The organism is Amycolatopsis sp. NPDC006125, from assembly GCF_040614195.1.
Taxonomy (GTDB): domain Bacteria; phylum Actinomycetota; class Actinomycetes; order Mycobacteriales; family Pseudonocardiaceae; genus Amycolatopsis_E; species Amycolatopsis_E tucumanensis.
Genome location: NZ_JBEXTZ010000048.1, coordinates 1 through 21148, shown reverse-complemented (window position 1 = coordinate 21148; position 21148 = coordinate 1). Strand labels below are relative to the sequence as shown.

General features: G+C 73.3%; 18 protein-coding genes and 1 pseudogene. 7 read left to right on the top strand and 12 right to left on the bottom strand.

Translation table 11 applies throughout. From position 1 onward, the window contains the following. Positions 1 to 104: 104 nt before the first annotated feature. Positions 105 to 1565 (bottom strand): alpha/beta fold hydrolase, encoded by a 1461-nt coding sequence (locus ABZ193_RS23775; protein WP_354711523.1) that lies wholly within the window; start codon positions 1563 to 1565, stop codon positions 105 to 107. Between the two features lie 2 nt (positions 1566 to 1567). After that, positions 1568 to 3085 carry a M1 family metallopeptidase gene (locus tag ABZ193_RS23770; RefSeq protein ID WP_354711490.1) on the bottom strand — a complete coding sequence of 506 codons (1518 nt, stop codon included), beginning with the start codon at positions 3083 to 3085 and terminating at the stop codon, positions 1568 to 1570. A gap of 209 nt (positions 3086 to 3294) precedes the next feature. On the opposite strand from ABZ193_RS23770, the gene ABZ193_RS23765 reads away from it, so the two are divergent. Further along, positions 3295 to 3888, top strand: coding sequence for a TetR/AcrR family transcriptional regulator (locus ABZ193_RS23765; RefSeq protein WP_354711489.1), 594 nt, complete (start codon positions 3295 to 3297; stop codon positions 3886 to 3888). A 10-nt stretch (positions 3889 to 3898) separates the two neighbouring features. Here the strand turns inward: ABZ193_RS23765 and ABZ193_RS23760 are convergent, their stop codons facing one another. The 8 genes and pseudogenes from ABZ193_RS23760 to ABZ193_RS23725 all read right to left on the bottom strand — a co-directional run bounded on the left by ABZ193_RS23760 (position 3899) and on the right by ABZ193_RS23725 (position 10962). After that, entirely contained in the window at positions 3899 to 5002 is a 1104-nt protein-coding gene (locus tag ABZ193_RS23760; RefSeq protein WP_354711487.1) for an aldo/keto reductase, read from the bottom strand. Between the two features lie 51 nt (positions 5003 to 5053). Continuing rightward, positions 5054 to 5324 (bottom strand): annotated as a pseudogene (locus ABZ193_RS23755) (cytochrome P450); the annotation flags it as partial. Positions 5325 to 5570: 246 nt separating this feature from the next. Further along, the gene (locus ABZ193_RS23750; RefSeq protein WP_354711486.1) at positions 5571 to 6221 is read right to left on the bottom strand and encodes a hypothetical protein; all 651 of its coding nucleotides are present in this window, start codon (positions 6219 to 6221) and stop codon (positions 5571 to 5573) included. Positions 6222 to 6340: 119 nt separating this feature from the next. After that, on the bottom strand, positions 6341 to 7258 hold the full coding sequence (locus ABZ193_RS23745; RefSeq protein ID WP_354711484.1) for a serine hydrolase: 918 nt from the start codon (positions 7256 to 7258) through the stop codon (positions 6341 to 6343). A gap of 69 nt (positions 7259 to 7327) precedes the next feature. Beyond that, complete coding sequence (locus ABZ193_RS23740; protein WP_354711483.1) at positions 7328 to 8557, bottom strand: HAMP domain-containing sensor histidine kinase; 1230 nt, start codon at positions 8555 to 8557, stop codon at positions 7328 to 7330. Continuing rightward, on the bottom strand, positions 8554 to 9228 hold the full coding sequence (cseB, locus tag ABZ193_RS23735) for a two-component system response regulator CseB (RefSeq protein ID WP_039791646.1): 675 nt from the start codon (positions 9226 to 9228) through the stop codon (positions 8554 to 8556). The genes ABZ193_RS23740 and cseB overlap by 4 nt, the downstream gene beginning before the upstream one ends. 10 nt (positions 9229 to 9238) lie before the next feature. Next, positions 9239 to 9928 (bottom strand): alpha/beta hydrolase, encoded by a 690-nt coding sequence (locus ABZ193_RS23730; RefSeq protein ID WP_354711481.1) that lies wholly within the window; start codon positions 9926 to 9928, stop codon positions 9239 to 9241. Then, complete coding sequence (locus ABZ193_RS23725; RefSeq protein ID WP_354711480.1) at positions 9925 to 10962, bottom strand: M28 family peptidase; 1038 nt, start codon at positions 10960 to 10962, stop codon at positions 9925 to 9927. Before ABZ193_RS23725 ends, ABZ193_RS23730 begins: the two co-directional genes overlap by 4 nt. A gap of 46 nt (positions 10963 to 11008) precedes the next feature. On the opposite strand from ABZ193_RS23725, the gene ABZ193_RS23720 reads away from it, so the two are divergent. From ABZ193_RS23720 to ABZ193_RS23710, 3 genes are read left to right on the top strand one after another with little or no spacing between them, the layout of a single operon-like run. Continuing rightward, positions 11009 to 11941 (top strand): AraC family transcriptional regulator, encoded by a 933-nt coding sequence (locus ABZ193_RS23720; RefSeq protein ID WP_354711478.1) that lies wholly within the window; start codon positions 11009 to 11011, stop codon positions 11939 to 11941. Between the two features lie 40 nt (positions 11942 to 11981). Beyond that, positions 11982 to 12572: a flavoprotein gene (locus ABZ193_RS23715; RefSeq protein ID WP_354711477.1), complete on the top strand. Its 591-nt coding sequence runs from the start codon at positions 11982 to 11984 to the stop codon at positions 12570 to 12572. A 7-nt stretch (positions 12573 to 12579) separates the two neighbouring features. Next, entirely contained in the window at positions 12580 to 13470 is an 891-nt protein-coding gene (locus tag ABZ193_RS23710; RefSeq protein WP_354711476.1) for a 2-dehydropantoate 2-reductase, read from the top strand. Between the two features lie 108 nt (positions 13471 to 13578). Here the strand turns inward: ABZ193_RS23710 and ABZ193_RS23705 are convergent, their stop codons facing one another. Both ABZ193_RS23705 and ABZ193_RS23700 read right to left on the bottom strand, forming a co-directional pair. Beyond that, complete coding sequence (locus ABZ193_RS23705; protein ID WP_354711475.1) at positions 13579 to 15201, bottom strand: tannase/feruloyl esterase family alpha/beta hydrolase; 1623 nt, start codon at positions 15199 to 15201, stop codon at positions 13579 to 13581. 74 nt (positions 15202 to 15275) lie between these two features. After that, a complete protein-coding gene (locus tag ABZ193_RS23700) occupies positions 15276 to 15707 on the bottom strand; it encodes a cupin domain-containing protein (RefSeq protein ID WP_020419291.1) in 432 nt (143 codons plus the stop codon). Positions 15708 to 15802: 95 nt separating this feature from the next. Here ABZ193_RS23700 and ABZ193_RS23695 point away from each other — a divergent pair, with 95 nt between their 5' ends. From ABZ193_RS23695 to ABZ193_RS23685, 3 genes are all read left to right on the top strand, one after another. Next, the gene (locus tag ABZ193_RS23695; protein ID WP_354711474.1) at positions 15803 to 16966 is read left to right on the top strand and encodes an acyl-CoA dehydrogenase family protein; all 1164 of its coding nucleotides are present in this window, start codon (positions 15803 to 15805) and stop codon (positions 16964 to 16966) included. A 139-nt stretch (positions 16967 to 17105) separates the two neighbouring features. Then, positions 17106 to 19817 (top strand): AAA family ATPase, encoded by a 2712-nt coding sequence (locus tag ABZ193_RS23690; protein WP_354711473.1) that lies wholly within the window; start codon positions 17106 to 17108, stop codon positions 19815 to 19817. Positions 19818 to 19913: 96 nt separating this feature from the next. Then, positions 19914 to 20951 carry an alpha/beta hydrolase gene (locus ABZ193_RS23685; RefSeq protein ID WP_354711472.1) on the top strand — a complete coding sequence of 346 codons (1038 nt, stop codon included), beginning with the start codon at positions 19914 to 19916 and terminating at the stop codon, positions 20949 to 20951. Positions 20952 to 21148 lie beyond the last annotated feature (197 nt).

The following is a 21148-nucleotide window of genomic DNA, read 5'->3' as shown; positions in this document are numbered from 1 at the left end:
CACCGCCGCCTGCTCGTCGGGCAGCGCTTAGCGGTCCGCGTCCGGGCGGGTCGAGCCTGCCGCCGAAGGCGGCCGGACCGTCGGCGATGACGCGCGGAGCGCCGTCACCTGGTAGTCGCGCCCGCCGCGGGGCAGCTCGCGCCCGGCGCGGGGAGGACGCCGTCGACCAGGTAGTGGTTGACGATCGCGTTCACGCACGGGTTCAGCCCGAACTGGCCGTGCACGCCGTCGGCGACGGTGACCAGCGGCTCCTGCAACGCGGCGGCCATCGCGACACCGTTGACGTACGGCGTGGTGGTGTCCCGCTGCCCCTGCACCACCAGGCCCGCCGGGTAACCGGCCCGGACCGGCTTCGGCAGGGACTGCGTGCGCGGGAACGAGCGGTAGGCGCACGGGCCCGGCGCGAGCTCACCCGCGACCGACGCCGTCGCGCCGTAGGGCATGGCCTCGCGGTAGTAGCGCAGGTCCCGCTCGTACACCGCCAAGTCGGCCGGCCACCGCCAGTCGCAGATCACCGGGTCGTGGGCGTTGTCCACCACTTCGACCGAGCCGGCCGCCGGGGACGGGGCGCGCACCGGGCCGGGGGAGTCCAGCGCGGCACGAATCGACCGGGCCAGCTCCGCCCACTGCCCGGGGTAGCGGGTCGCGTCCACGGGCACGAACTCGGAGCCCGTCTCGGCGCTGCTGTCCAGGTCCGCGACGGTGTGGTAGGCGCCGGCCGACCGGGTCTCCAGCACGGCCGCGAGCGCCTCGACGTTCTCCTCGACTTCGCGTGGTGTCGAGCCCAGCCGGAACTCGCTGTCCCGCGAGGCCGTCCACGCGGCCCAGTCGTCCAGATTGGACCGGCGCGCGGCCGCGGCGGCGTAGCCCTGGTCGTGCCACGGCGCGGTCGGGTGCAGGGCCGAGTCGAGCACGCTGCGGTCCAGGTGAGCGGGGAAGAGCGTGCCGTACACGGCGCCGAGCGTGGTTCCGTAGGACACGCCGAGGTAGTTCAGCTTCGCTTCGCCGAGCGCCGCCCGCACGACGTCCATGTCCCGCGCCGTGTTCGGTGTGTTCATGTAGGGCCGCAGCGGGCCACTGATCTGCCGGCAGCCCTGTTCGGTGCGCCGCGCGAAGTCGGCCATCTTCACGATGTCGGCGTCCGTGGGCCGGGTCGGCCGGTCCAGCGCCGGGAACGGCGGCTGCAGGCAGCGCAGCGGGGTCGATTCCCCGACACCACGGGGATCCATGCCGATGATGTCGTAGACCCGCGCGAGGTCCTGGTCCGCGTAGCTGAGCGGGAAGGCCAGCCCGGACAGGCCCGGCCCGCCCGGATTGGTCAGCAGCACCCCGCGGCGGTGCGCCGGATCGGTCGCCCGGTGCCGGCTGATCGCGATGCTGATGCGACGGCCGCCCGGATGCGCGTAGTCCAGCGGCACCGCGATGGTCGCGCACTCCAAGGGCAGGTCCGCGCACGGCGCCCACACGACCGGCTGGGTCTCGACGGCACGCAGCGGATCGGCCTGCGCCGGAACGGCGGACACGGCCAGCGCGGCGGTCAGGGCGAGGGTGACGAACCGGCGCATGGTCACGGCCGCCAATCCGGGTGCCCGGGCATCGCGGGTGTCTTGGCGCCGTACAGCCACTCCCGCAGCAGCGGGGTGAGGTCCTGGCCGGCCACCCGGTTCGCCGTCGCGATGTAGTCCGCCGTGGTCGCCGAGCCGCCCCGGTGCTCCAGGTAGAACGCGCGCTCGATGCGCTCGAACGTCTGCTGCCCCACGGTCTCGTGCAGCGCGAACAACGTGAGCGCGCCGGGCAGGTCGGTGTCCAGCAGGATGCCGCCCGGGCTCGTCAGGCGGGCCGGCGGGCCCGACTGGTCACGGATGGACTGGTCCTGCTGGTACAGCTCACGCATCGTGTCGACCAGGTTCCGGTAGCCCTGCGACGCGCCGAAGACGTTCTGGTAGTACATCGCGTGGCCCTCGTTGAGCCACATGTCGTCCCACGACGCCGGGGACACCGCGTCGCCGAAGTACTGGTGCGCCAGCTCGTGCACCATGGTCTCCGACTGCAGCTCCGGCGGCAGCGCCAGTGCCGGCGCGGAGAACGTCGACAGGGTCGCCGTCTCCAGCGCCACGCCGTCGTACGGGCCGACCACGCCGAGCACGCCGAACTTCTCGAACGGGAACGGCAGGCCCAGCGTGTCCTCCAGCCACCGCACCTGCTCCGGCGTGCGCCGTGCGGCTTCGGTGATCCGCGGGAGGACGTTGGCGTCGGTGATCCCGTACTGCTCGGTCGCCTGCGGCGGAACGCGGAAGCCGCCCATCGTCGACGGGACGAAGCTGACGATCGGCAACCCGTGCGGCCCGGTCTGCTCGACCGTGGTGAACTTGCCGACCGCGACCTGCACCACGTTCGTCGGGATGTCCGTCGCGGTTCCGTACACATAGGACGAACGGTCGTCGTGGGTGCTGAGCGAGCGCAGGGTGCCGTTGGCCGCGACCTGCCGGTCCCCCGGCACCGTGACGCGGAAGGTGAACCGGGCCTTGTCGCGCGGGATGTCGTTGCACGGGAAGAACAGGTGCGCCCGGTCCGGTTGGCCCATCAGGGCGAACCCGGAGTCGGTGCCGGCCCAGCTCTCCCAGGTGAAGGGGACGTCGGCGGGCCAGTCGTAGTAGGGCGGCACCGGCTTCTGCGCGCGGTCGGCGGTGTAGCCGACGCGGACCTCGAACGTCCGGCCCTCGCGCAGCGTCTTCGCCGGGGTGATCAGCAGCTTCTCGTGCGCTGGGTCGACGGTGAACGTGGCCGGGACGCCGTTCACGGTCACCGATTCGATCCGCTGCCCGACCGAGTCGAGGCTGAACGACGACAGGTTCTGCGTCGCGCGCGCCGTCATCACCACCGACGACCGCATGGTGGTGACGGCCGGGTCGTAGTCGAAGCTCACGTCGTAACCCGTGGCGTCGTAACCGCCGTTGCCCAGCGTCGGGATCAGCCGTTCACCCGCGCTGGTCGCCCCCGGCGTGCCGGTCGCGGCGTCCGCGGTGACCGGACTGAGCGCCGCCCCCACCAGCACCGCCGCCGCGGCCCACGTCCTGCCTCGCATGCTCGATTTCCCTTCCGCTTCCGGTGATCGCTGCCCATCAGACAACCAGGCCCGGCCCCGCCGCATCGGCCGATCGGCCGGGCGTCACCTGGCCGGGTGGCCGACGGCCCGTTCGGGCGCTGTGCGGTGCCCGTCCGGTCCTGGCACGGCCGCGGCACCCGGGAGGGGATACTGGACCCGCAGGTGCGTTTCCACCTCCGGGAGGTTCGGTGCTGACCAAGAAGGGCGCCGCCACGCGGCAGCGGATCATCGAGGCCGCCGCGGCGGAGATCCGCGAGCACGGCGTGGCCGCGGCGACGCTGGAGGACATCGGGCGGCGCAGCGGCACCGGCAAGAGCCAGATGTTCCACTACTTCCCGGACGGCAAGGACCAGCTGCTGCTGGCGGTGGCACAGTGGGAAGCCGGCCGCGTGCTGGAGGACCAGCAGCCCTACCTCGGGCAGCTCACCACGTGGGAGGCGTGGCACCGGTGGCGGGACGTGGTGGTCGAGCGCTACCGACGCCAAGGCGTCCACTGCCCGCTCGGCGTGCTGATCACCGAGGTCGGCCCGAAGACCCCCGGCGCGCAGGCCGTGACGCGGCAGTTGCTGGAGCAGTGGCAGCACGAGGTCCGCCAGGGCATCACCGCGATGCGCGACAGCGGCCGGATCAGCCGCGACATCGACTCGGACCGGGCCGCCGCCGCGCTGATCGCGGCCATCCAGGGCGGGGTGACGATCCTGATGTCCACCGGGTCCGCCGCGCACCTGAAGTCCGCTTTGGACTTGTGCCTGGATTACCTGCGTCTGCCGGTGTCCGCCTGAGCGCGGCGCGTCAGTCCGCCGGAACCCAGTTGCGGACGTCCGGCCGGTAACCCGCCGGCTTGTCCGCCACCTTCGTGCCCGGGTTGACGATCCACGACTGGTACTGCGGCGTGAACATCACGTACGGCTTGCCCGGCGGCACCGCGCTGGCCGCGTCAAGGTCGGCCCGCAGCTCCGCCGGGATCTCGAAGTCGAGCGCCGCCAGCGACGCGTCGAGCTGCGCCGCGCTGCTCGCTCCGACGATGGCCGACGCGATGCCGGGCTGCGTCGCCGCCCAGTTGAGCGCCACCTGAGCCATCGACACGCCCAGCTTCTCCGCCACGGTTTCCAGCGGCCCCAGCACGTTCCACTGCGCGTCCGTCCATTGCAGACCGGCGCCGCCCGCGCCGCTGAGCCTGCCCTCGCCGGCCAGGCCCTGGTCGGACCGGCGGTACTTGCCGGTCAGGAACCCGGACGCGAGCGGGCTCCACACCGTGACGCCCATCCCGAGTTCCTGCCCCGCGGGCACGTGCTCGGTCTCGATCGTCCGGTCGACGAGCGAGTACGGCAGCTGCAGGTTGATCAGCGGCACCAGCGAGTTCGCCTCGGCGAGCGACTGCGCGCGGGCGGCGTACCAGGCCGGCACGTCGGACAGGCCGGCGTACCGGATCTTGCCGGCCCGGGTCAGGTCGTCGAACGTGCGCAGCACCTCCTCGACCGGGGTGATGCGGTCCCAGGTGTGCAGCAGGTACAGGTCGAGGTAGTCGGTGCCGAGGCGGCGCAGCGAGGCTTCCACCGCCCGGATCATGTGCTTGCGCCCGTTCCCGCCCGCGTTCGGGTCGCCCGGGCCGACGCTGTTGGTGAACTTGCTGACGAGCACGAGCCGGTCGCGGGCCCCGGCTTCGGCGATGAGCCTGCCGAGGATCCGCTCGCTCTCGCCTGCGGTGTAGAAGTCCGCGGTGTCGACGAAGTTGCCGCCCGCCTCCAGGTAGCGCCGGAAGATCGGGCGGGCCTCCTCTTCGGTCTTGCCGTAGGGGGCGTGGAAACCGTCCTTGCCGAAGTTCATGGTTCCCAGCGACAGCCGGCTGACGCGCAGGCCCGACCGGCCGAGGAGGAAGTACTGATCCAGTGACATGAGCCCAGGATGGAGACGTAAAAATGGACCCGCAAGTACAGAACTGGGGCGTCAGCCGAGCCGGACGGGAAGCGTCTCCAGACCGCGCATGAGCAGGCTGAACCGCCGGGTCACTTCGTCCGGGGGCGGCGTCGAGGCGCAGGTCCGGGAAGCGGGTGACCAGGTTGCCGAGCGCGACCTGTCCTTCCAGCCGGGCCGGCAGCGCGCCCAGGCAGTGGTGGATGCCGCGCCCGAAGGCGACGTGCCCGGCGCGGCGGGTGAGGTCGAGCCGGTCCGGGTCGTCGAAGCGCGCCCCGTCCCAATCGGCATGCCCGGCCGAAACCTCCCGGCGTCGTGCAGCGAGTTCGTCGCGGTGGCGGTGAGCCGGCCGTTCTGGGGCGTTCACGTGTTCTTCCGGTTCGGCAAAGGAAAACCGGGCCGGAGAATCCCATGACCGCCGTCGGGGTTCTCCGGCCCGGCGGGTGTCTCGCCACAAGGGCTCGGTGGCGAGACGTGTCCGGCCTGGGGGACCGTGCTCCGCCACGCTAGGGCGCCTCCGTTGACGGATGGTTGACGCGCCGTGGACGGGTCACAGTGCCAGGTCCCGCTTGGTCTGCTCGTAGCGCTCGGCCATCGCGGGGCGGGCCGGCCGCATCGCCGCGGAGAGGTGGTCGAGCACGGCCGCGGCGCCGGGCGCGGGGCGGGGGTCGCTCAGCAGGCCGAGCACCAGCTCGGGCGCCGACCGCGGTGGCAGGTCGGCGACGGCCCGGCGCAGTGTCTCGATCGTGTACGCCGGAATCCTCGGGAACACCTCCCACAGCGTGAGTTCCTCGTGGTCGAGGTGCGCGATCAGCAGGTCCCGCGTCCGCGCCGCGGCCGGCTCGCCCAGTGCGGCGGCGATGCCCACCGCCGCGGCCAGGCGGTGCGGCGCGGGGAACATCAGGGCGTGTTCGAGGTCGTCGGTGGCCTGCACGAGCCTGCTCAGCTGCGCGTCCAGCGCCGTCCGGCTCGTCCGCAGCGAATTCAGCGCCACACCGGGGAACAGGTCGCGCAGCACCGGCCAGAACCGCACCTCCGCGTGGCGCCGGTGCCGCCGCAGGAACTCGTGCTGCCAGTGCGTGACACGCACGAGGGTTTCGACGTCGACCGGTTCGCCCGTGGCCAGCCGGGACATCGCGGCGGCGGTCAGCGCGGCCGCCCGCCGCAGAACGGTGTGCACGGCGAGCAGTTCGTCGTGCATGCGGTTCTTCTCGGCAACGCGCCCGCGAGCTTCCACACCGCCGAAACTAGCCACCTCCGGCGCGCGGCACGTGGTGGCGAAGCGCTGGTGCAGCAACACTCGCCCGATGGGGCAGCGGATCAGCTGTCGCGCGCCGACCGCGCCAGCACCTCCTGCACGCCTTCGACGAGCGGTTCACACGTCGCCAGCGCTGTCGCGAGCCCGGCCGCGGGCGGCCCGCCGACGCCCTGGCCCAGCACCACCCCGAGGATCAGCCCCGGCACTCCTGGCGCCCGCGCCGCCCACATCAACGCGCCCCCGGCCGCCGTGCTCGACCCGGTCTTCACCCCGACCACGCCGTGCTTGCCCAGCAACGTGTTCGTGTTCGCGTAGCGGCCCGGCACACCGCGCACCACGACGCTCGGCTGCGCGACGATCGCCCGGAACACCTCGTCCCGCATGACCTCCCGCAGCAACCGGAGCTGGTCGGCGGCCGTGCTCGTGGTCGAGTCCTCCAGCCCGCTCGCGCCGGTGTAGGTGGTGTCCGCCATCCCGAGTTCGGCGGCGGCGCGGTTCATCTTCGCCACGAACGCCTGCTCGCTCCCGGCGTCCCAGCGGGCCAGCAGCCGCGCGATGTTGTTGCCGGACGGCACCAGCATCAGCGACAGCAGGTCCCGTTCGGACACTTCCGTGCCCGCGCCCACCCACACCGTCGACTCGCCGTCGTTGCCGGCTTCGGCCTCCGCCTGCCGGTCGACGACGACCTCCGGACCGCTGTCACCGGGCGCCAGCGGGTGGTCGCGCAACACCACGTAGGCGGTCATCACCTTGGCGACACTGGCGATCGGCACCGGCGTCTGCTCCCCGGACACCCCCAGGCTGCCCACGCCTTCGACCTCGACGGCGGCCTGGCCTTCCGCCGGCCACGGCACCCCGTCCCGCAGCTGGAACGCCGTCGACGGGTCGTCGTGCACCCGCAGCACGACGACGACTCCGGCCACCACCGCGACCACGGCCGCGACCACGGCCGCCGCCCACCACTTCCCGAGAACCCGCATGTGCCCACAGTGGACGCCGAAGGTGTCCGGACCGGCGGAGCCGTGCATCAGCCACCGCGCGGCCGGGTATCAGTCCGGCATCACCGGAAACCGCACCGTCGCCAGCGCACCACCGCCGGGTGCGATGCCGAAGTCCAGCGCCGCGCCGATCACCCGCGCCTGCCCCAGCGCGATCGTCAGGCCCAGCCCGTGGCCCCGGCCACGCGCGGCGGTCCCGGTGCGGAACCGTTGCGGCCCCTCGGCCAGGAGTGCGGCGGGGAAGCCGGGGCCGTGGTCGCGCACGCTCACCACCGTGCCGGCGATCGTGACCTCCACCGGGGCGGCGCCGTGCCGGACCGCGTTCGTCACCAGGTTCGCGATGATCCGTTCCGCCCGCCGCGGATCCGTCCACACCACCTGGGCCGCGGCGACCCGGACGCGCGCGGTCAGCCCGCTGCGGGCGACGGTCTGCTCCACCAGTTCGCCCAGCGGCACCGCGGTCAGCTCGGCGCGCTCGGCCCCGGCGTCGAGGCGGGAGATCTCCAGCAGGTCCTCCACCAGCCCGCGCAGCACCCGCACGCGGTCGCGCACCAGGTCGGTCGCCTCGCCGTCGGGCAGCAGCTCGGCCGCGGTGACCAGACCGGTCAGCGGTGTGCGCAGCTCGTGCGCGACGTCGGCGGTGAACCGCTGCTCGCTGACCAGGCGGTTCTGCAGCGCGGCCGCCATCGTGTCGACCGCGGCCCCGATGTCGGCGACCTCGTCCCCGCCGCGGGCGTTGATGCGGGCGTCGAGGTCCCCGCCCGCGATGGAGCGGGCGGTGCCCGCGACGCGCCGCAGCCGCCGGTTGACCAGCTCGCTGAGCAGGGCGGCGGCCACGATTACCACGGCGACCGTCACCAGCGCGGTCTTCACCACGAACCGGTCCTGTGCCGCGACGTTGCGCACGTCGGTGCCCATGTCGACGCGGACGGCGAGCACGTCGCCGCCTGCGTCCCGCGCTGCCCACATCCACGGCACCGCGGGCCTGGTCGTGTCGTACCAGGTCACGGCCTCGTCCGGGGTCGCCAAGGCGAGCTCCCGCAGGGCAGGGGGCGCGTCCTCGGCGTAGCTGGGCAGCTGCCCGGTGGCCAGGTAGGTGTCCGTGAGGGCCTGCAACGCGGTCACCGCACGCGAGCGGCCCGACGTCTCGGCCCGCGCCGTCGCGCTCTGGTGCACCAGCACGCCGAGCACGAGGGCGACCACGCTCGCCGCGGCCGCCGCCAGCCCTGCGGTCTGCCACCGCAGCGACCGCCAGTTCAGCAGGGCTTTCAGCGCGCTCACGGGCGCATCTTGTAGCCGAAGCCGCGGACGGTCTCGATCCGCTCCGCGCCGATCTTGCGGCGCAGCCGCTGCACGGTCAGGTCGACGACCCGGCTGTCGCCGTCCCACCCGTAGTCCCAGACCTTGCGCAGCAGGGTGGGCCGGTCCAGCACCAGGCCGGCGTTCGCGGCGAACTCCAGCAGCAGCCGCAGCTCGGTCGCCGACAGCGCGACCGGCTCCCCGGCCACGGTGACCTCCAGCGCGCCGGTGTCGACGGTGAGGTCGCCGACCGTGAGCACCCCGGCCGGGCCGGGCGCCTCGTAGCCGGCCCGGCGCAGGACCGAGCGGATACGGGCGACCAGCACCGCGGTGTCGACCGGCTTGGTCACGTAGTCGTCGGCCCCGGCCTCCAGACCGGACACCACGTCGAGGGAGTCCCCGCGGGCGGACATCATCAGGATCGGCACCGTGCTGGTCTCGCGCAGCCGGCGGCACAGGCCGATGCCGTCCAGGCCCGGCAGCATGACGTCGAGCAGCACCAGCCCGGGTGATTCCCGGCGGAACACCTCCAGCCCGGTCAGCCCGTCCGCGGCGGTGGTCACCGCGTAGCCGTAGCGCGACAGCGCCAGCGTGAGCGCCCTGCGGATGACCTCGTCGTCTTCGACGAGCAGAACCGAGACCGGAGCAGACATCGCCGCCAAGTTACCCCACGACTGGCAGTGCCGCCGTCACCTCGCCGACCAGTTCAGCCAGTTCGGCGGGCCGGGACAGGAACGGGGAGTGGCCGCCGGGCAGGTGCCGCACCACGTCCGCCATGCCTTGAGCGATGGCCCGGTCGACGAACAGCCCGGGCAGGCTCAGGTCGTCGTCGCAGACGACCAGGGCCGACGGGATCGTCCGCCACGACGCCCGGGTCAGCTCCTCGGTGAACGCCCTCGCGCTCTGCGGGCGCAACAGTCCCACGGCCTTGCGCGTCCAGTCGTCCGGGACGTCGGGGTAGAGGGCCTGCTCCGGGTCGGGGCCCGGTGCGAAGTCCGCGTCCGCCGGGAACCACGGCCCGCCCAGCGGCGTGATCACGGACTCGCCCTCCGCCAGCATGTGCGCCGCGAGGTAGATGATCCGTTCGACGGCAGGGCCCGCGGCCTCGGTGGCCGGGACGCCGCCGTAGGAGTGCGCGAGCACGGTCACCGGGCCGTCGATCGCCGCCAGGTGGTCCCGCACCGCCCCCGCGTCGTCGCGCATCCCGGCCGCCGGGTCGCCCCACGTGCTCGGCAGGTCCACGGCGGACACCGCCCACCCGCGGCTCTCCAGCTCGGGCCCGAACAGTTCCCAGCACCACGGGCCGTGCCAAGCCCCGTGCACGAGCACCAGGTTCCGTGTTCCGTCGGTCATGTCGTCCTTCTTTCTTCCAGGCAAATCCGGGCGGTCGCCGCGGCCACCGCGGCGAGACGGGCGTAGTCCACTGTGTCCGGACGGTCGGTGGCACGGTGGTAGTGGGCGTTGCGGAAGTTCGCGGTGTCGGTGACCATCAGCGACGGCACCGAGCGGTTCCAGAACGCAGCGTGGTCGCTGCGGCCGAGGTGGTTGAGCACCGGGACGAGCACCCCCAGTGCCACGCCGGCCGGGCCGTCCGGACGCGGGTCGCGCAGCAGCACCGACCGCAGCCCGTGTGCCGCGGCCGCGGTCTGCCAGGCCCGCGCGAGCGCGGCGGAGGAGCGCCGGTGGATCACGGCCGCGAAGTCACCGCGAAGGCCGCGGGCACGCACCTCGCGCGCCGCCGTGGGAAAGGCCAGCGCCATCCCGCCGGGCAGGCGCTGGCTGCCCGGCACGTCGGAGTAGTAGCCGACCGACTCCAGGCACACCACCGCCCGCACGCCGGTCAGCCGGCGCGCGGCGACCTTCGCGCCGATCAGCCCGAGTTCCTCCATGTCGGGGAAGACCAGCGTCACGGGCGCGTGCTCGTCGGCCGCGCGCACCAGCCGCGCGACCTCCAGCGCGGCGGCGACCCCGGAGGCGTTGTCGTCCGCGCCCGGACTGCCCTGCACCGTGTCCAGGTGCGCGGCGACGACCAGCGCCGGGCCGGTCGCGCCGGGCAGGCGCGCGATGAGGTTGGTCCCGCTCAGCCTGCGGTGCAGGCGCACCTTCAGCGGCATCGCGCGCGTGCCCGGCCGGTCGCTGACCCCGAACCGCCAGCGCACCGTGAACGGGTCGCGGCGCACGGACCAGCCGGCGGCACGCAGCTCGTCCTCGACGTAGCGGCGGGCGCGGTCCATCGCGGCGGGCGCGTGGACGGAACCACGCGGCTCCGTGGCCAGCGCCGCCACGTCGGCGGTCAGCCTCGCGACGCTCACGTCCAGTTTCACCCGGCCAGCCTGACCGGCCGCCGCCGACGTCCGGTCGACGTGCCGCGTATACGCCACGTACACGGCGCGGGCGTACCGTCGTGGTGTCGGAAACCCGGGGGGAGCGGCTGTGCGGCAGGTCACGTGGTCCACTTCGGACGTCGAGCCCCGCGAGGCCACCGGGTACTGGCGCGACCTCGTGTGCGCCACCTTCGTCCGGGTCCGCGTCGACCCGCTGGCCGACGAGGGGTTCACCGGCACCGTCAGCCACACCGACCTCGGCGGGATCGGCGTGTCCCGGCTGGCCGCGCAGCCGCAGAGCGTGCGCCGGGACCGCGCGCTCATCGCGGGCGAGGACGACGGGTACCTGCTCGCCAACATCCAGCTCACCGGGCGCGGCCTGGTGACTCAGCACGGCCGCGCCGCCGTGCTGGACCCGGGCTCGCTGGTGTTCGTCGACAGCACCGAGCCCTACGCGATGGAGTTCACCGGCGCCTTCACGCAGCTGGTGATCCGCATCCCGCAGGCCCAGCTGCCCCGGCGCGACCTGCGCGCGTCCACCGCGGTGGCGCTGCCGGGGGAGGGGCCGGCCGGGGTCGTGACGGCGTTCCTCTCCGGGCTCGGCGACCTCGCCGCGCCCGAGGCGCGCGACCTCGTGCCGCATGCGCTGGGCCTGGTCGGCACCGCGCTCGGCTGGGCCGCCGGGTCCGATTTGGACGGCAACGCGGAGTTCGTTCGGGAACGGATCCAGCGATTCCTGCGGCTGCACGCCGGCGATCCCGGGCTCGACGCCGAGACGGTGGCGGCGGCGTGCGGGGTCTCCCGGCGCACCCTGTTCCGCGCGCTGGCGGGCAGCGAGTCGTTCGGCGCGCAGCTGCGCCGGCTCCGCGTCACCCGCGCCCAGGAGCTGTTGCGCGCCAAGCCGTCCTGGCCGCTCGACGTCGTCGCGGGCGCGTCCGGGTTCGCCGGCGCGGCCCAGCTGCACCGCGCGTTCAAGGCGCTGACCGGAGTCACCCCGGGCGAGTACCGCCGTGGCACGCGACGTCACGGACCCGGGCACTGATCGTCAGCCCGCCCCGGCCGCCGCCGTCGACACTGGACCCATGTCCGAGAACCCTTCCCCCAGCGGGCGCCTGCTGATCGGCGTCAGCGGTTCCGCCGCCGTCGCCCTGCTGCCGATGTACATCTCCGCGTTGCGCGGCTCGTTTCCCGGGAGCGTCACGGTCCTGATGACCCACACCGCCGCGGAGTTCGTCCCGGCGTCGACGATCGCGTTGTTCGCCGACAAGGTCGTCACCGCGGGCGACCGAACGACGTGGGCGCGGGACAACCACCAGACCCTCGCGGCCGGCCACGACCTGATGGTGGTGCTGCCGGCGACCGCCAACGTGCTGTCCGCCGCCGCGACGGGCGCCGCGCCCAGCCTCCTGACCGCGGCGATCACCGCCGCTCCCGCGCACGTCGTGTTCTTCCCCGCGATGTCCGCGGAAATGTGGGCAAACCGGGCAGTGCAGCGGAATGTAGGACAATTGCGACAGGACGGACACGTCGTCGTCGACCCGGTCCCGGCGCCCCGCTACGACGTCGCCGCCGGCGCGTTCGTGGAAAGCCCCGCGCCGCCACCGCCGCCGCGGTTCGCCGAGATCGTGCGCGACCAGCTGTCCGTTCACGTGCCGTCAACAGAACACGGCTAATGTCGGCATGGTGACAACCATCAACACGACCGAGCCCGTCGCGCTGATCGGCGCGGGCGCGCTCGGCACGTTCCTGGGCCACCACCTGGCCCGCGCGGGACACCCCGTGATCGTCTGCGGACGGTCCGAAGTGGACCGCCTCGTGGTGACCGACGAGACCGGCAGCCGCGAGGAGCCGGTGAAGTGGGTGGCCACGCCCGGCGACCTGCCCCCAGTGCGCTGGGCCGTGCTGGCCGTGAAGATCGGGGCCACGCCCTCGGCCGCGGACTGGCTCGCGAAACTGCCCGCCGACGGGGGAGTCCTCGTCGCGCAGAACGGCATCGACCAGCGGGAACGGGTGGGCCCGCTGACCGCCGCGACGGTGGTCCCGGCGCTGGCGTGGCTCAACTGCGAGCTCGTCGGGCCGGGCCACACCCGCAGCCGGACCACCGGACGCGGGATCGTGGTGCCCGACGACGACGGCGGCCGCGGGGTGGCCCGGCTCTACGACGGTTCCGGTCTCATCGTGGAAACCAGCCCCGACCTGCGGCTCGCCTCGTGGGAGAAGCTGATCATCAACGTGGTGACCAACTCGCTCACCGCGCTGACCGGGCGGCGCATGGAGATGCTGGGCGACCCGGCGCTGCGTGCCATCGCGATGGACCTGGCGGCCGAGACCGCCGCGGTCGCCAGGGCGGCCGGGGTGGGCCTGACGGGCGCGCGGGCCAGGGAGATCGTCGAGTGGATCAGCGGGATGGACCCCGGCATGACCACCTCGATGCTGCAGGACCGCCAGGCCGGACGCCCGCTGGAGCACGACGGCCTGCTCGGCCCGGTCGTGACCCTGGCCGGTGAGTATCGGGTGCCGGCGCCGGTGACGACCACGATCCTGCGCCTGTTGCGCGGCCTGCCGAGCTGAAGTGTGGGGAGCGCGATGCTCCCCTCGCGCGATCTGCCGCGCTGAGAACGCGAAAACGCCGTCCGCACCGGAAAAACCCGGCGCAGACGGCGTTCCTCACGCGTGTGTTCAGAACCTCGTGCAGCGGTAGCTCGACGCGAGCGCCGGGTCACCGTAGCCCTTGTAGCGCGACACCTGCGGCAACGGGCACAGGTCCCGCGACGCCGAACCGTCCAGCGTGGTCGCGGCCAGCGTGGCCGGGGCCTTGCCGTGCTCGACCCAGTCGACCAGCGCGCCGAGCGCGTTCACCGGCTGCGCGCCCGCGCCACCACCGCAGTGCTGCACACCCGGGGCGAGGAACAGGCGGTAGAAGTCGTTCACCCGCTCCGCCCCGCCCATCCGCCACTCGACCTGCGAGCGGTAGGCGAGCGTGCCGCCCGGCGGGATCAGCTGGTCAGCGGTCCCGACGAACGTGATCAGCTTGCCGCCCGAGCGGTGGAAGTCCGACAGGTCCGGGTCGGAAGTGCCGATGACCCGGTCGTACTCCCGCACCGACTGCCGGAACAGGTCGCGGTACTGGGCGTAGGTCAGCTTCGACGTGTCGAAGCCCGGCTGCTTCTCCAGGAAGGCCTGCACCCACTGCACGGCCACCGGGAACCCGGGCGCGGTCAGCTGCCCGTCGGGGCCGGGCGCGGTGCCCGCCAGCCACGTGTAGTCCGCGCCCTTGGGCAGCCCGGACCACAACGACCGTCCGCGTTCGTCGGTCGGGCCGTTCCAGATCTTGCGCATGACGTCCGCGTCGGCGGTGGTCACGGTGACCTCCTGGCCGTCGCAGAGCACCTTCTTGCCGACGAGCGAGCGCGGGTCGTAGCTGCACTCGTCCGGCCGGTCGATGATGCCGTTGGTGACCCCGTCGCGGGGATCGCACGCCTGGATCGCGGCCTGCTGGAACGCGCCGAGCACGCAGTTGCTGACGAAGTGGTGGTCGTTGTTCATCACGGTCTGCGGCCAAAGGGTCGCCACCGCGAACTGCGTCCAGTTCACCGCGGGCGCGTTGGCGAGGATGCCGTCGAAGTCGTTCGCGTACTTCTGGGCCTCTTCGTAGCCCTGACGGCCACCGGTCGAGCAGCCGTTCCAGTACGCATACGACACGCCGCGCTGGTAGTGCTCGCGCACGACGTCCTTGCCGATCACGGCCGACTCGTGCACCGAGCGGGACGCGAAGTCGGTCAGCAGGGCCTGGTCGACCGTGCCGTCCGCGGTGACCACCCAGCTGGTGTCGAGCTCGCTGCGCACCCCGGCGTCGGTGGTCACGCCCGTGTAGCCGTCCTTCACGGCCTGCACCAGCGGCGGGCCGAAGTTGCCCGCGGCGTAGGCGCTGCCGCCGACGCCCTGCAGGCGGCCGGTCCAGCCGGTCTCCGGCAGCGCGACCGCGATCTTGACGTGGTCGCTGCCGGTGTGGGTGACCGTCACGGTGATCTGGCAGTACGCCGGCACCCCGGTGATCTCGCTGGCCGGGGCCAGCGGGGTGGCGGGGAACGAGACGGTCCCGCCGTCGTGGTGTTCCGCCTGCACCGACTCGATCTTCGTGCCCTCCGGCGCGGTGACCGGCACCGCCGCGCAGGCCGGGGTCGCGGCCTGCGCGGGCGCGAGCTGGGTCGACGCGCTCGCGGCGAGGGGGATCAGCGCGGCCAGCGGCATGGCCGCCGCCAGGAGCCCGGTCAGGCGTCTGGCTCTTCGTTTTTCTGGCATTTCTGGCACCTTCCTTCCGGGCCCGACCCTAGGAACCGGAAGTTGACGATCGATGGACGTTCCGCGGACGGAGGTCACTCGAAGGAACAGCCGGGGTTGGGCACGTCGACGGCGAGCGGCTGACCGACCGGGCTCTGGTAGAGCACGTCGAGCACGACCGGCGTGCTGCCCAGGTTGCGTCCGATGTGGACGTATCCGGGTCCGCTCTCCTCGGAGACGATCTGCCCGGCGTGGTAGACGCCATCGCTGGCGCAGCTGGAGTCGTTGTGGCTCAGCACACCCTGCTTGACGTACCCGGTGACCTGGCCGGGGTGGTAGTGCCAGCCGGTGCTGCCGCCCGGCGCGAGGGTGATCTCCTTCAGCACGTAGTCGGTGTTCCCGATGACGTGGTCGAAGATCGTGACGGCCGAGACACCTTGGCCGGGGGTGGCGTCGGCCGTGCCGGGCAGGACGGTCAGCGCCAGTCCGGCGGCTGCGGTCACGACGAGTGCGGTTTTCTTGATCATGCGGCCGAAGTTAGGGCGGCGCTGTGAACAGCGGCTGTACGCGGTGTCGACGTGCGTCGATCACGCGTACACACCGCGGCGGCACCATGGCGGCCATGTCGGACAACACTTCCGGGGAGACCCGGGCACTCGCCCTGCCCACCCTGCTGCGGGGCGCGATCGAAGCCGCCCGGGACGAGGCCGAGAAGCTCGGCGACCTGCCGGACCACCTCGTCGCGGAACTGCGCGCGTCGGGCGCCTTCAGCCTGCTCACCCCCGCCGCGTACGGCGGGCTGGAAGTCCCGGTCACCACCGCGCTGGCCGTGTACGAGCACTTCGCCCGGATCGACCCCGCCACCGCGTGGGTCGTCTGGAACGCCAACTTCGGCTTCACCGCCGCGATGCTGAGCGAGGCGGGCGCCGCGAAGATCTGGACCGGCGGCGGCGAGCCGGTGTTCGCCAACGCGGGCCAGCCGGGCACCGCCGTCGCGGTCGAGGGCGGTTACCGGCTGTCCGGCCGGTGGCGCATCGTCAGCGGCGTCGACCACGCCGAGTGGTTCGTCCCGCTCGGTGTCGTGATGGACGGCGAGCAGCCCGCGATGACCGAGGCCGCCGCCCCGCACGTGCGCCTGTTCCACGTCTCGCGCGATCAGCTGAAGATCGAGCAGACCTGGCACGTCAGCGGCCTGCGCGCGACCGGCAGCCACACCGTCGTCGTCGAGGACGCCTTCGTCCCCGCCGAGCTGACCGCGGACATCGCCGCGCCGCTGCGCCTGGACCGCCCCCTCTACCGCGTCAACCCGGTCCTGCTGGTCTTCGCCGGCTGCACCGCCGTCGCGCTGGGCGCCGTCCAGCAGGCGATCGACGAGCTGGTCGCGCTCGCCCCCGGAAAGACCACCGCGTTCGGCGGCCTGCTCGCCGAGCAGCCCCGCGTGCAGGAGCTGCTGGCCCGCCACGAGACCGCGGTGCGCGCCGCGCGGCTGTTCCTGTTCGACGTGACCAGGCGGATCGACGACACCGCAGCCCGCGGCGCGCCGGTCACGCTGAACCTGCACGCCGACTTGCACTCGGCGATGGCCCACGCCGCGACGGTCGGCCGGGAAGCCCTCGTCGCGGTGTACGAGCTGGGCAGCTCCACCTCGCTCTACCTGGGCAACCGGCTGGAACGGCTGCACCGGGACGGGATGGCCGCGTTGCAGCACGTCAACCAGGCGCCGGAGTTCTTCGGCGGCTCGGGCCGGGTGCGGCTGGGCCTGGACCACGGGCTGCCGCTGTTCTGATGGCATCGGGGATTTCCCGCTCCTTGGGCAGCCACCACCGCGTGGCGGGTCGCTGCCTGGACGAACCGGTTGAGCCGGGCCGAGCGCACCGATTTCGGTATCGTCGCCGTCGGGACATCGAGGGCAGGGGTGCGGCGGGATGGGGTTGTTCGGACGGGAAACCGAGCTCAAGAGACTTCGCGAGCTCGTGGACGGCCCGGGGGGGTGCACGGGTTTCCTGCTGACCGGGGAAGCCGGCATCGGGAAGTCCGCGCTCGTCGCGGAAGCAGCCGCCGCCGCGTCGGTCGCCGGGGTGCGCGTGCTGACCGCCACCGGGGTGGAGGCCGAGCAGAACCTCGCCTACGCGGGCCTGCACCAGCTGCTCTACCCGGTGCGGGCCGGGATCGACGCGCTGCCCGCGCCGCAGAAGGCCGCGTTGCGGACCGCGCTCGGCCTCGCCGACGGGGACGAGCCCAGCACCTACCTGGTCGGTCTGGCGGCGCTGACCCTGCTGGCCGAGGAGGCCGCGGACCGGCCGCTGCTGCTCGTCGCCGAGGACGTGCACTGGCTCGACCGCGCGAGCGTCGACGTGCTGGCCTTCGTGGCCCGCCGGATCGACGCCGAGCCGGTCGCCCTGATCGCGACCCTGCGCGACGGTGACCGCTCACCGCTGCAGGACGCCGGGCTGACCCCGATGCCGGTCGAGCGGCTGTCCGACGAAGACGCCGTGGGCCTGCTCGACTCGGTCGCCCCGGACCTGGACCCGCCGGCGCGGGAGCAGGTGCTCGCCCAGGCGGCGGGCAACCCGCTCGCGCTGGCCGAACTGCCCGCCGCCGTGGCCGAAGCGGGCGTGCTCGATCCCGTGCTGCCGCTCAGCGACCGCCTGGAACGGGCCTTCACCGCCCGGGTCGCCGACCTGCCCGCCCCGGCCCGCACCGCGCTGCTGGTCGCGGCGCTCGGGCAGAGCGACTCGGTCGCCGAAACGCTGTCCGCCACCGGGCTCGTCCTGCAGGACACCGTCGAGGTCGACGTGCTGACCCCGGCGGTGGCCGCCGGCCTCGTCGACGTCGCGGTGGGGGCGGTGACGTTCCGGCACCCGCTGATGCGGTCGGCCATCCCGGCGGCCGCGACGCTCGCCGAGCGCAGGCAAGCGCACCTGGCGCTCGCGGCGACACTGGTCGCGCACCCGGACCGGCGGGCCTGGCACCAGGCCGCCGCGACCACGAGCGCCGACGAGGCGGTGGCCGGGGAACTGGACGACGTCGCCGAACGGGCCCGCCGCCGCGGCGCGGCCACGGCCGCGATCGCCGCGCTCGAACAGGCCGCCCGGTTGTCCGAGCGGCCGGACCGGCGCGCGGTCCGCCTGCTGCGCGCCGCGGAGCTGGCAGGTGACTGCGGCCGGCGCGAGACGGTCGACCGGCTGGTCCGCGAGGCGCAGACCCTGGAACTCACCCCGCGCCAGCAGGTCGCCGCGGCGTGGCTGCTCAGCGCGTTCGAGGACGGGGTGCGCGAGGACATCACGCGCGTCGCGGAACTCGGCGAACTGGCCGCGCAGGTCGCCGGCGACGGCCACACCGAAGCCGCGGTGCGCATCCTGTGGAGCACCGCGATGCGCTGCTTCTGGTCCGAACCCGGCCCGGAGACCCGGCGCGCGCTGCTGGCCGTGTCGGACCGGCTGCCGCTGCCCGCCGACGATCCACGTCAGGTCGCGATCGCCGCCTACGTCGCACCTTTCGAGCGCGGCGAGACCGTGCTCGACGGGCTGCGCACCCTGGCCGGCTCGGCGGGGGCGAACTCCGCGGTCGACCGCTACCTGGGCAGCGCGTCCCTGCAGGTCGGAGCGTTCGACCTGGCCGCGCGGTTCTCCGCGGCGGCCGCGCCGGGGCTGCGGGCCCAGGGGCTGCTCGGGCTGCTGCCGCGGGCGCTGGCCGTGCAGGCGTGGAGCCGCACCCGGCTCGGCGATCTGGCCACCGCGGTGCCGATCGCCGCCGAGGCCGCCCAGCTCGCCAAGGAGACGCAGCAGCCGTTCATGTTCGGCCTGGCCACAGCGGTGCAGGCCGAGATCGCCGCGTTGCGGGGCGAGCACGAGCAGGCCACCGCGCTGGCCGACGAGGCCGAGCGGGCCGGGCTCGCCGCGGGCGCCCGGCCGGTGCTGGCGACCGTCCAGCTCGCCCGCGGGCTCACCGCGCTGAGCGAGGGCCGCTACGAAGACGCGTTCGCCGACCTGCGCCGCGTGCTCGACCCGGCCGATCCGGCCTACCAGCTGGCGTTGCGGGCGTACTTCCTCGCCGAGCTGACCGAGGCGGCGGTCCGATCCGGACAGAGCGACACGATGCGGGACATCCTGGCGGAGATGGAACCGCTCGGGAAGACGACCTCGTCCCCGGCGCTCCACATCGGACTGCGGTACGCGCGGGCGGTGCTGGCCTCCACCGACGACGCCGAGGAGCTGTTCCTGGAGGCGTTGCGGGCGGATCTGACCGGGTGGCCGGCCGAGCGCGGGCGGGTGCACCTGGCGTTCGGGGAGTGGTTGCGGCGGCAGCGGCGGGTGGTGGAGTCGCGGACGCACCTGCGGACCGCGCGGGAGACGTTCGACGCGCTCGGGATGACCGCGTGGGGTGAGCGGGCGCGGCGGGAGTTGCGCAGCGCGGGGGAGTCGAGCCCGAACCGCGGCCCGGACGCGCGGGAGAAGCTGACGCCGCACGAGCTGAGCATCGCCGAGCTGGCCGCGCAGGGGCTGACCAACCGGGAGATCGGGCAGCGGCTGTACCTGTCGCACCGCACGGTCGGCACCCACCTGCACCGGATCTTCCCGAAACTGGGTGTGAGCTCCCGCGCCGACCTGGCCGGGATCCTGGAAAACCTGGGGTGACGTACACGCGCAGCGTCATCCGACGGGCGCGGAACCCCGTGCGTGGTGCCTAGCGTCGTCGACGTCAACGGGTACCTCGCACGGGAGAGTTTCGAGATGATCAGCAGGAGACTGTTCGGGCAGACGATCGCGGCGGGCGCGGCGGCGGCGTCGCTGGCCGCGTGCTCGCCGAAGGGGGCGCCCGCCGCGGCTCCCGCTCCGGCGACGGGCGCGGACCTGCGGACGGGCTCCGGCGAGCACACCTCGCTCGGCCCGGTCAAGCAGGTCACCGCCGGGGTGCTGGACATGGGTTACTTCGAGTTCGGGCCGGCGACCGGGCAGCCGGTGGTGCTGCTGCACGGCTGGCCCTACGACCCGTACAGCTATGTCGACGTCGCGCCGCTGCTGGCCGCCCAGGGCTACCGGGTGATCGTGCCGTTCCTGCGCGGGTACGGCAGCACCACGTTCCTTTCGGCGCAGACCGTGCGCAACGGGCAGCAGTCGGCGATCGCGCTCGACGTCATCGCCCTGCTGGACGCGCTCAAGATCGACAAGGCGGCCTTCGGCGGCTACGACTGGGGTTCACGCACGGCCGCGATCATCGCCGCGTTGTGGCCGGAGCGGGTCAAGGCGCTGGTCGCGGTGAGCGGCTACCTGATCACGAACCTGGCGGCGAACCAGCAGCCGCTGGCGCCCGCGGCTGAGCTGGGCTGGTGGTACCAGTACTACTTCGCGACCGAGCGCGGCGTGCTGGGCTACACGATGAACCGGCACGACTTCAACAAGCTGATCTGGAAGAACGCGTCCCCGGCGTGGAACTTCGACGACGCGACGTTCGACCGCAGCGCGGCGGCGTTCGAGAACCCGGACCACGTGGCGATCGTGGTGCACAACTACCGCTGGCGGCTCAGTCTGGCCCCGGGCGAGCCGCAGTACGACGTCTACGAGCAGAAGCTGCAGACCGCGCCGGCGATCACGGTCCCCACGATCACGATCGGCAGCGACTTCGACGGCGCGGCGGCGGACGGCACGGCGTACCGGAGCAAGTTCACGGGCAAGTACGACCACCGCGTGTTCGCCGGCATCGGGCACAACGTGCCGCAGGAGGCGCCGCAACCGTTCACGCGAGCGATCGTGGACGCGGACCACCTCTAGGGCTGGACGGTCTACTGAGGACAGACGCTCGGGGCGCCACGCCCCGAGCGTTTCTCTTTACCCGCACCCCGCCGCCGGCCGCCAACGCAACGCCCTCAGCAGCCCGCCCAGGCCCCTCCCCACCCCCGATCCCCAGCCCAGTTCGGCGGCCGATCAGGGGTTGTCAAGGTACTCTTTCCAGCCTTGACAACCCCTGC

What these genes read in the sequence shown, in the direction of transcription:
- ABZ193_RS23775 (WP_354711523.1), bottom strand. Translation starts at nt 1,565, where the DNA reads ATGCGCCGGTTCGTCACCCTCGCCCTGACCGCCGCGCTGGCCGTGTCC.
- ABZ193_RS23770 (WP_354711490.1), bottom strand. Translation starts at nt 3,085, where the DNA reads ATGCGAGGCAGGACGTGGGCCGCGGCGGCGGTGCTGGTGGGGGCGGCG.
- ABZ193_RS23760 (WP_354711487.1), bottom strand. Translation starts at nt 5,002, where the DNA reads ATGTCACTGGATCAGTACTTCCTCCTCGGCCGGTCGGGCCTGCGCGTC.
- ABZ193_RS23750 (WP_354711486.1), bottom strand. Translation starts at nt 6,221, where the DNA reads ATGCACGACGAACTGCTCGCCGTGCACACCGTTCTGCGGCGGGCGGCC.
- ABZ193_RS23745 (WP_354711484.1), bottom strand. Translation starts at nt 7,258, where the DNA reads ATGCGGGTTCTCGGGAAGTGGTGGGCGGCGGCCGTGGTCGCGGCCGTG.
- cseB (WP_039791646.1), bottom strand. Translation starts at nt 9,228, where the DNA reads ATGTCTGCTCCGGTCTCGGTTCTGCTCGTCGAAGACGACGAGGTCATC.
- ABZ193_RS23730 (WP_354711481.1), bottom strand. Translation starts at nt 9,928, where the DNA reads ATGACCGACGGAACACGGAACCTGGTGCTCGTGCACGGGGCTTGGCAC.
- ABZ193_RS23715 (WP_354711477.1), top strand. Translation starts at nt 11,982, where the DNA reads ATGTCCGAGAACCCTTCCCCCAGCGGGCGCCTGCTGATCGGCGTCAGC.
- ABZ193_RS23710 (WP_354711476.1), top strand. Translation starts at nt 12,580, where the DNA reads ATGGTGACAACCATCAACACGACCGAGCCCGTCGCGCTGATCGGCGCG.
- ABZ193_RS23705 (WP_354711475.1), bottom strand. Translation starts at nt 15,201, where the DNA reads ATGCCAGAAAAACGAAGAGCCAGACGCCTGACCGGGCTCCTGGCGGCG.
- ABZ193_RS23700 (WP_020419291.1), bottom strand. Translation starts at nt 15,707, where the DNA reads ATGATCAAGAAAACCGCACTCGTCGTGACCGCAGCCGCCGGACTGGCG.
- ABZ193_RS23695 (WP_354711474.1), top strand. Translation starts at nt 15,803, where the DNA reads ATGTCGGACAACACTTCCGGGGAGACCCGGGCACTCGCCCTGCCCACC.
- ABZ193_RS23690 (WP_354711473.1), top strand. Translation starts at nt 17,106, where the DNA reads ATGGGGTTGTTCGGACGGGAAACCGAGCTCAAGAGACTTCGCGAGCTC.
- ABZ193_RS23685 (WP_354711472.1), top strand. Translation starts at nt 19,914, where the DNA reads ATGATCAGCAGGAGACTGTTCGGGCAGACGATCGCGGCGGGCGCGGCG.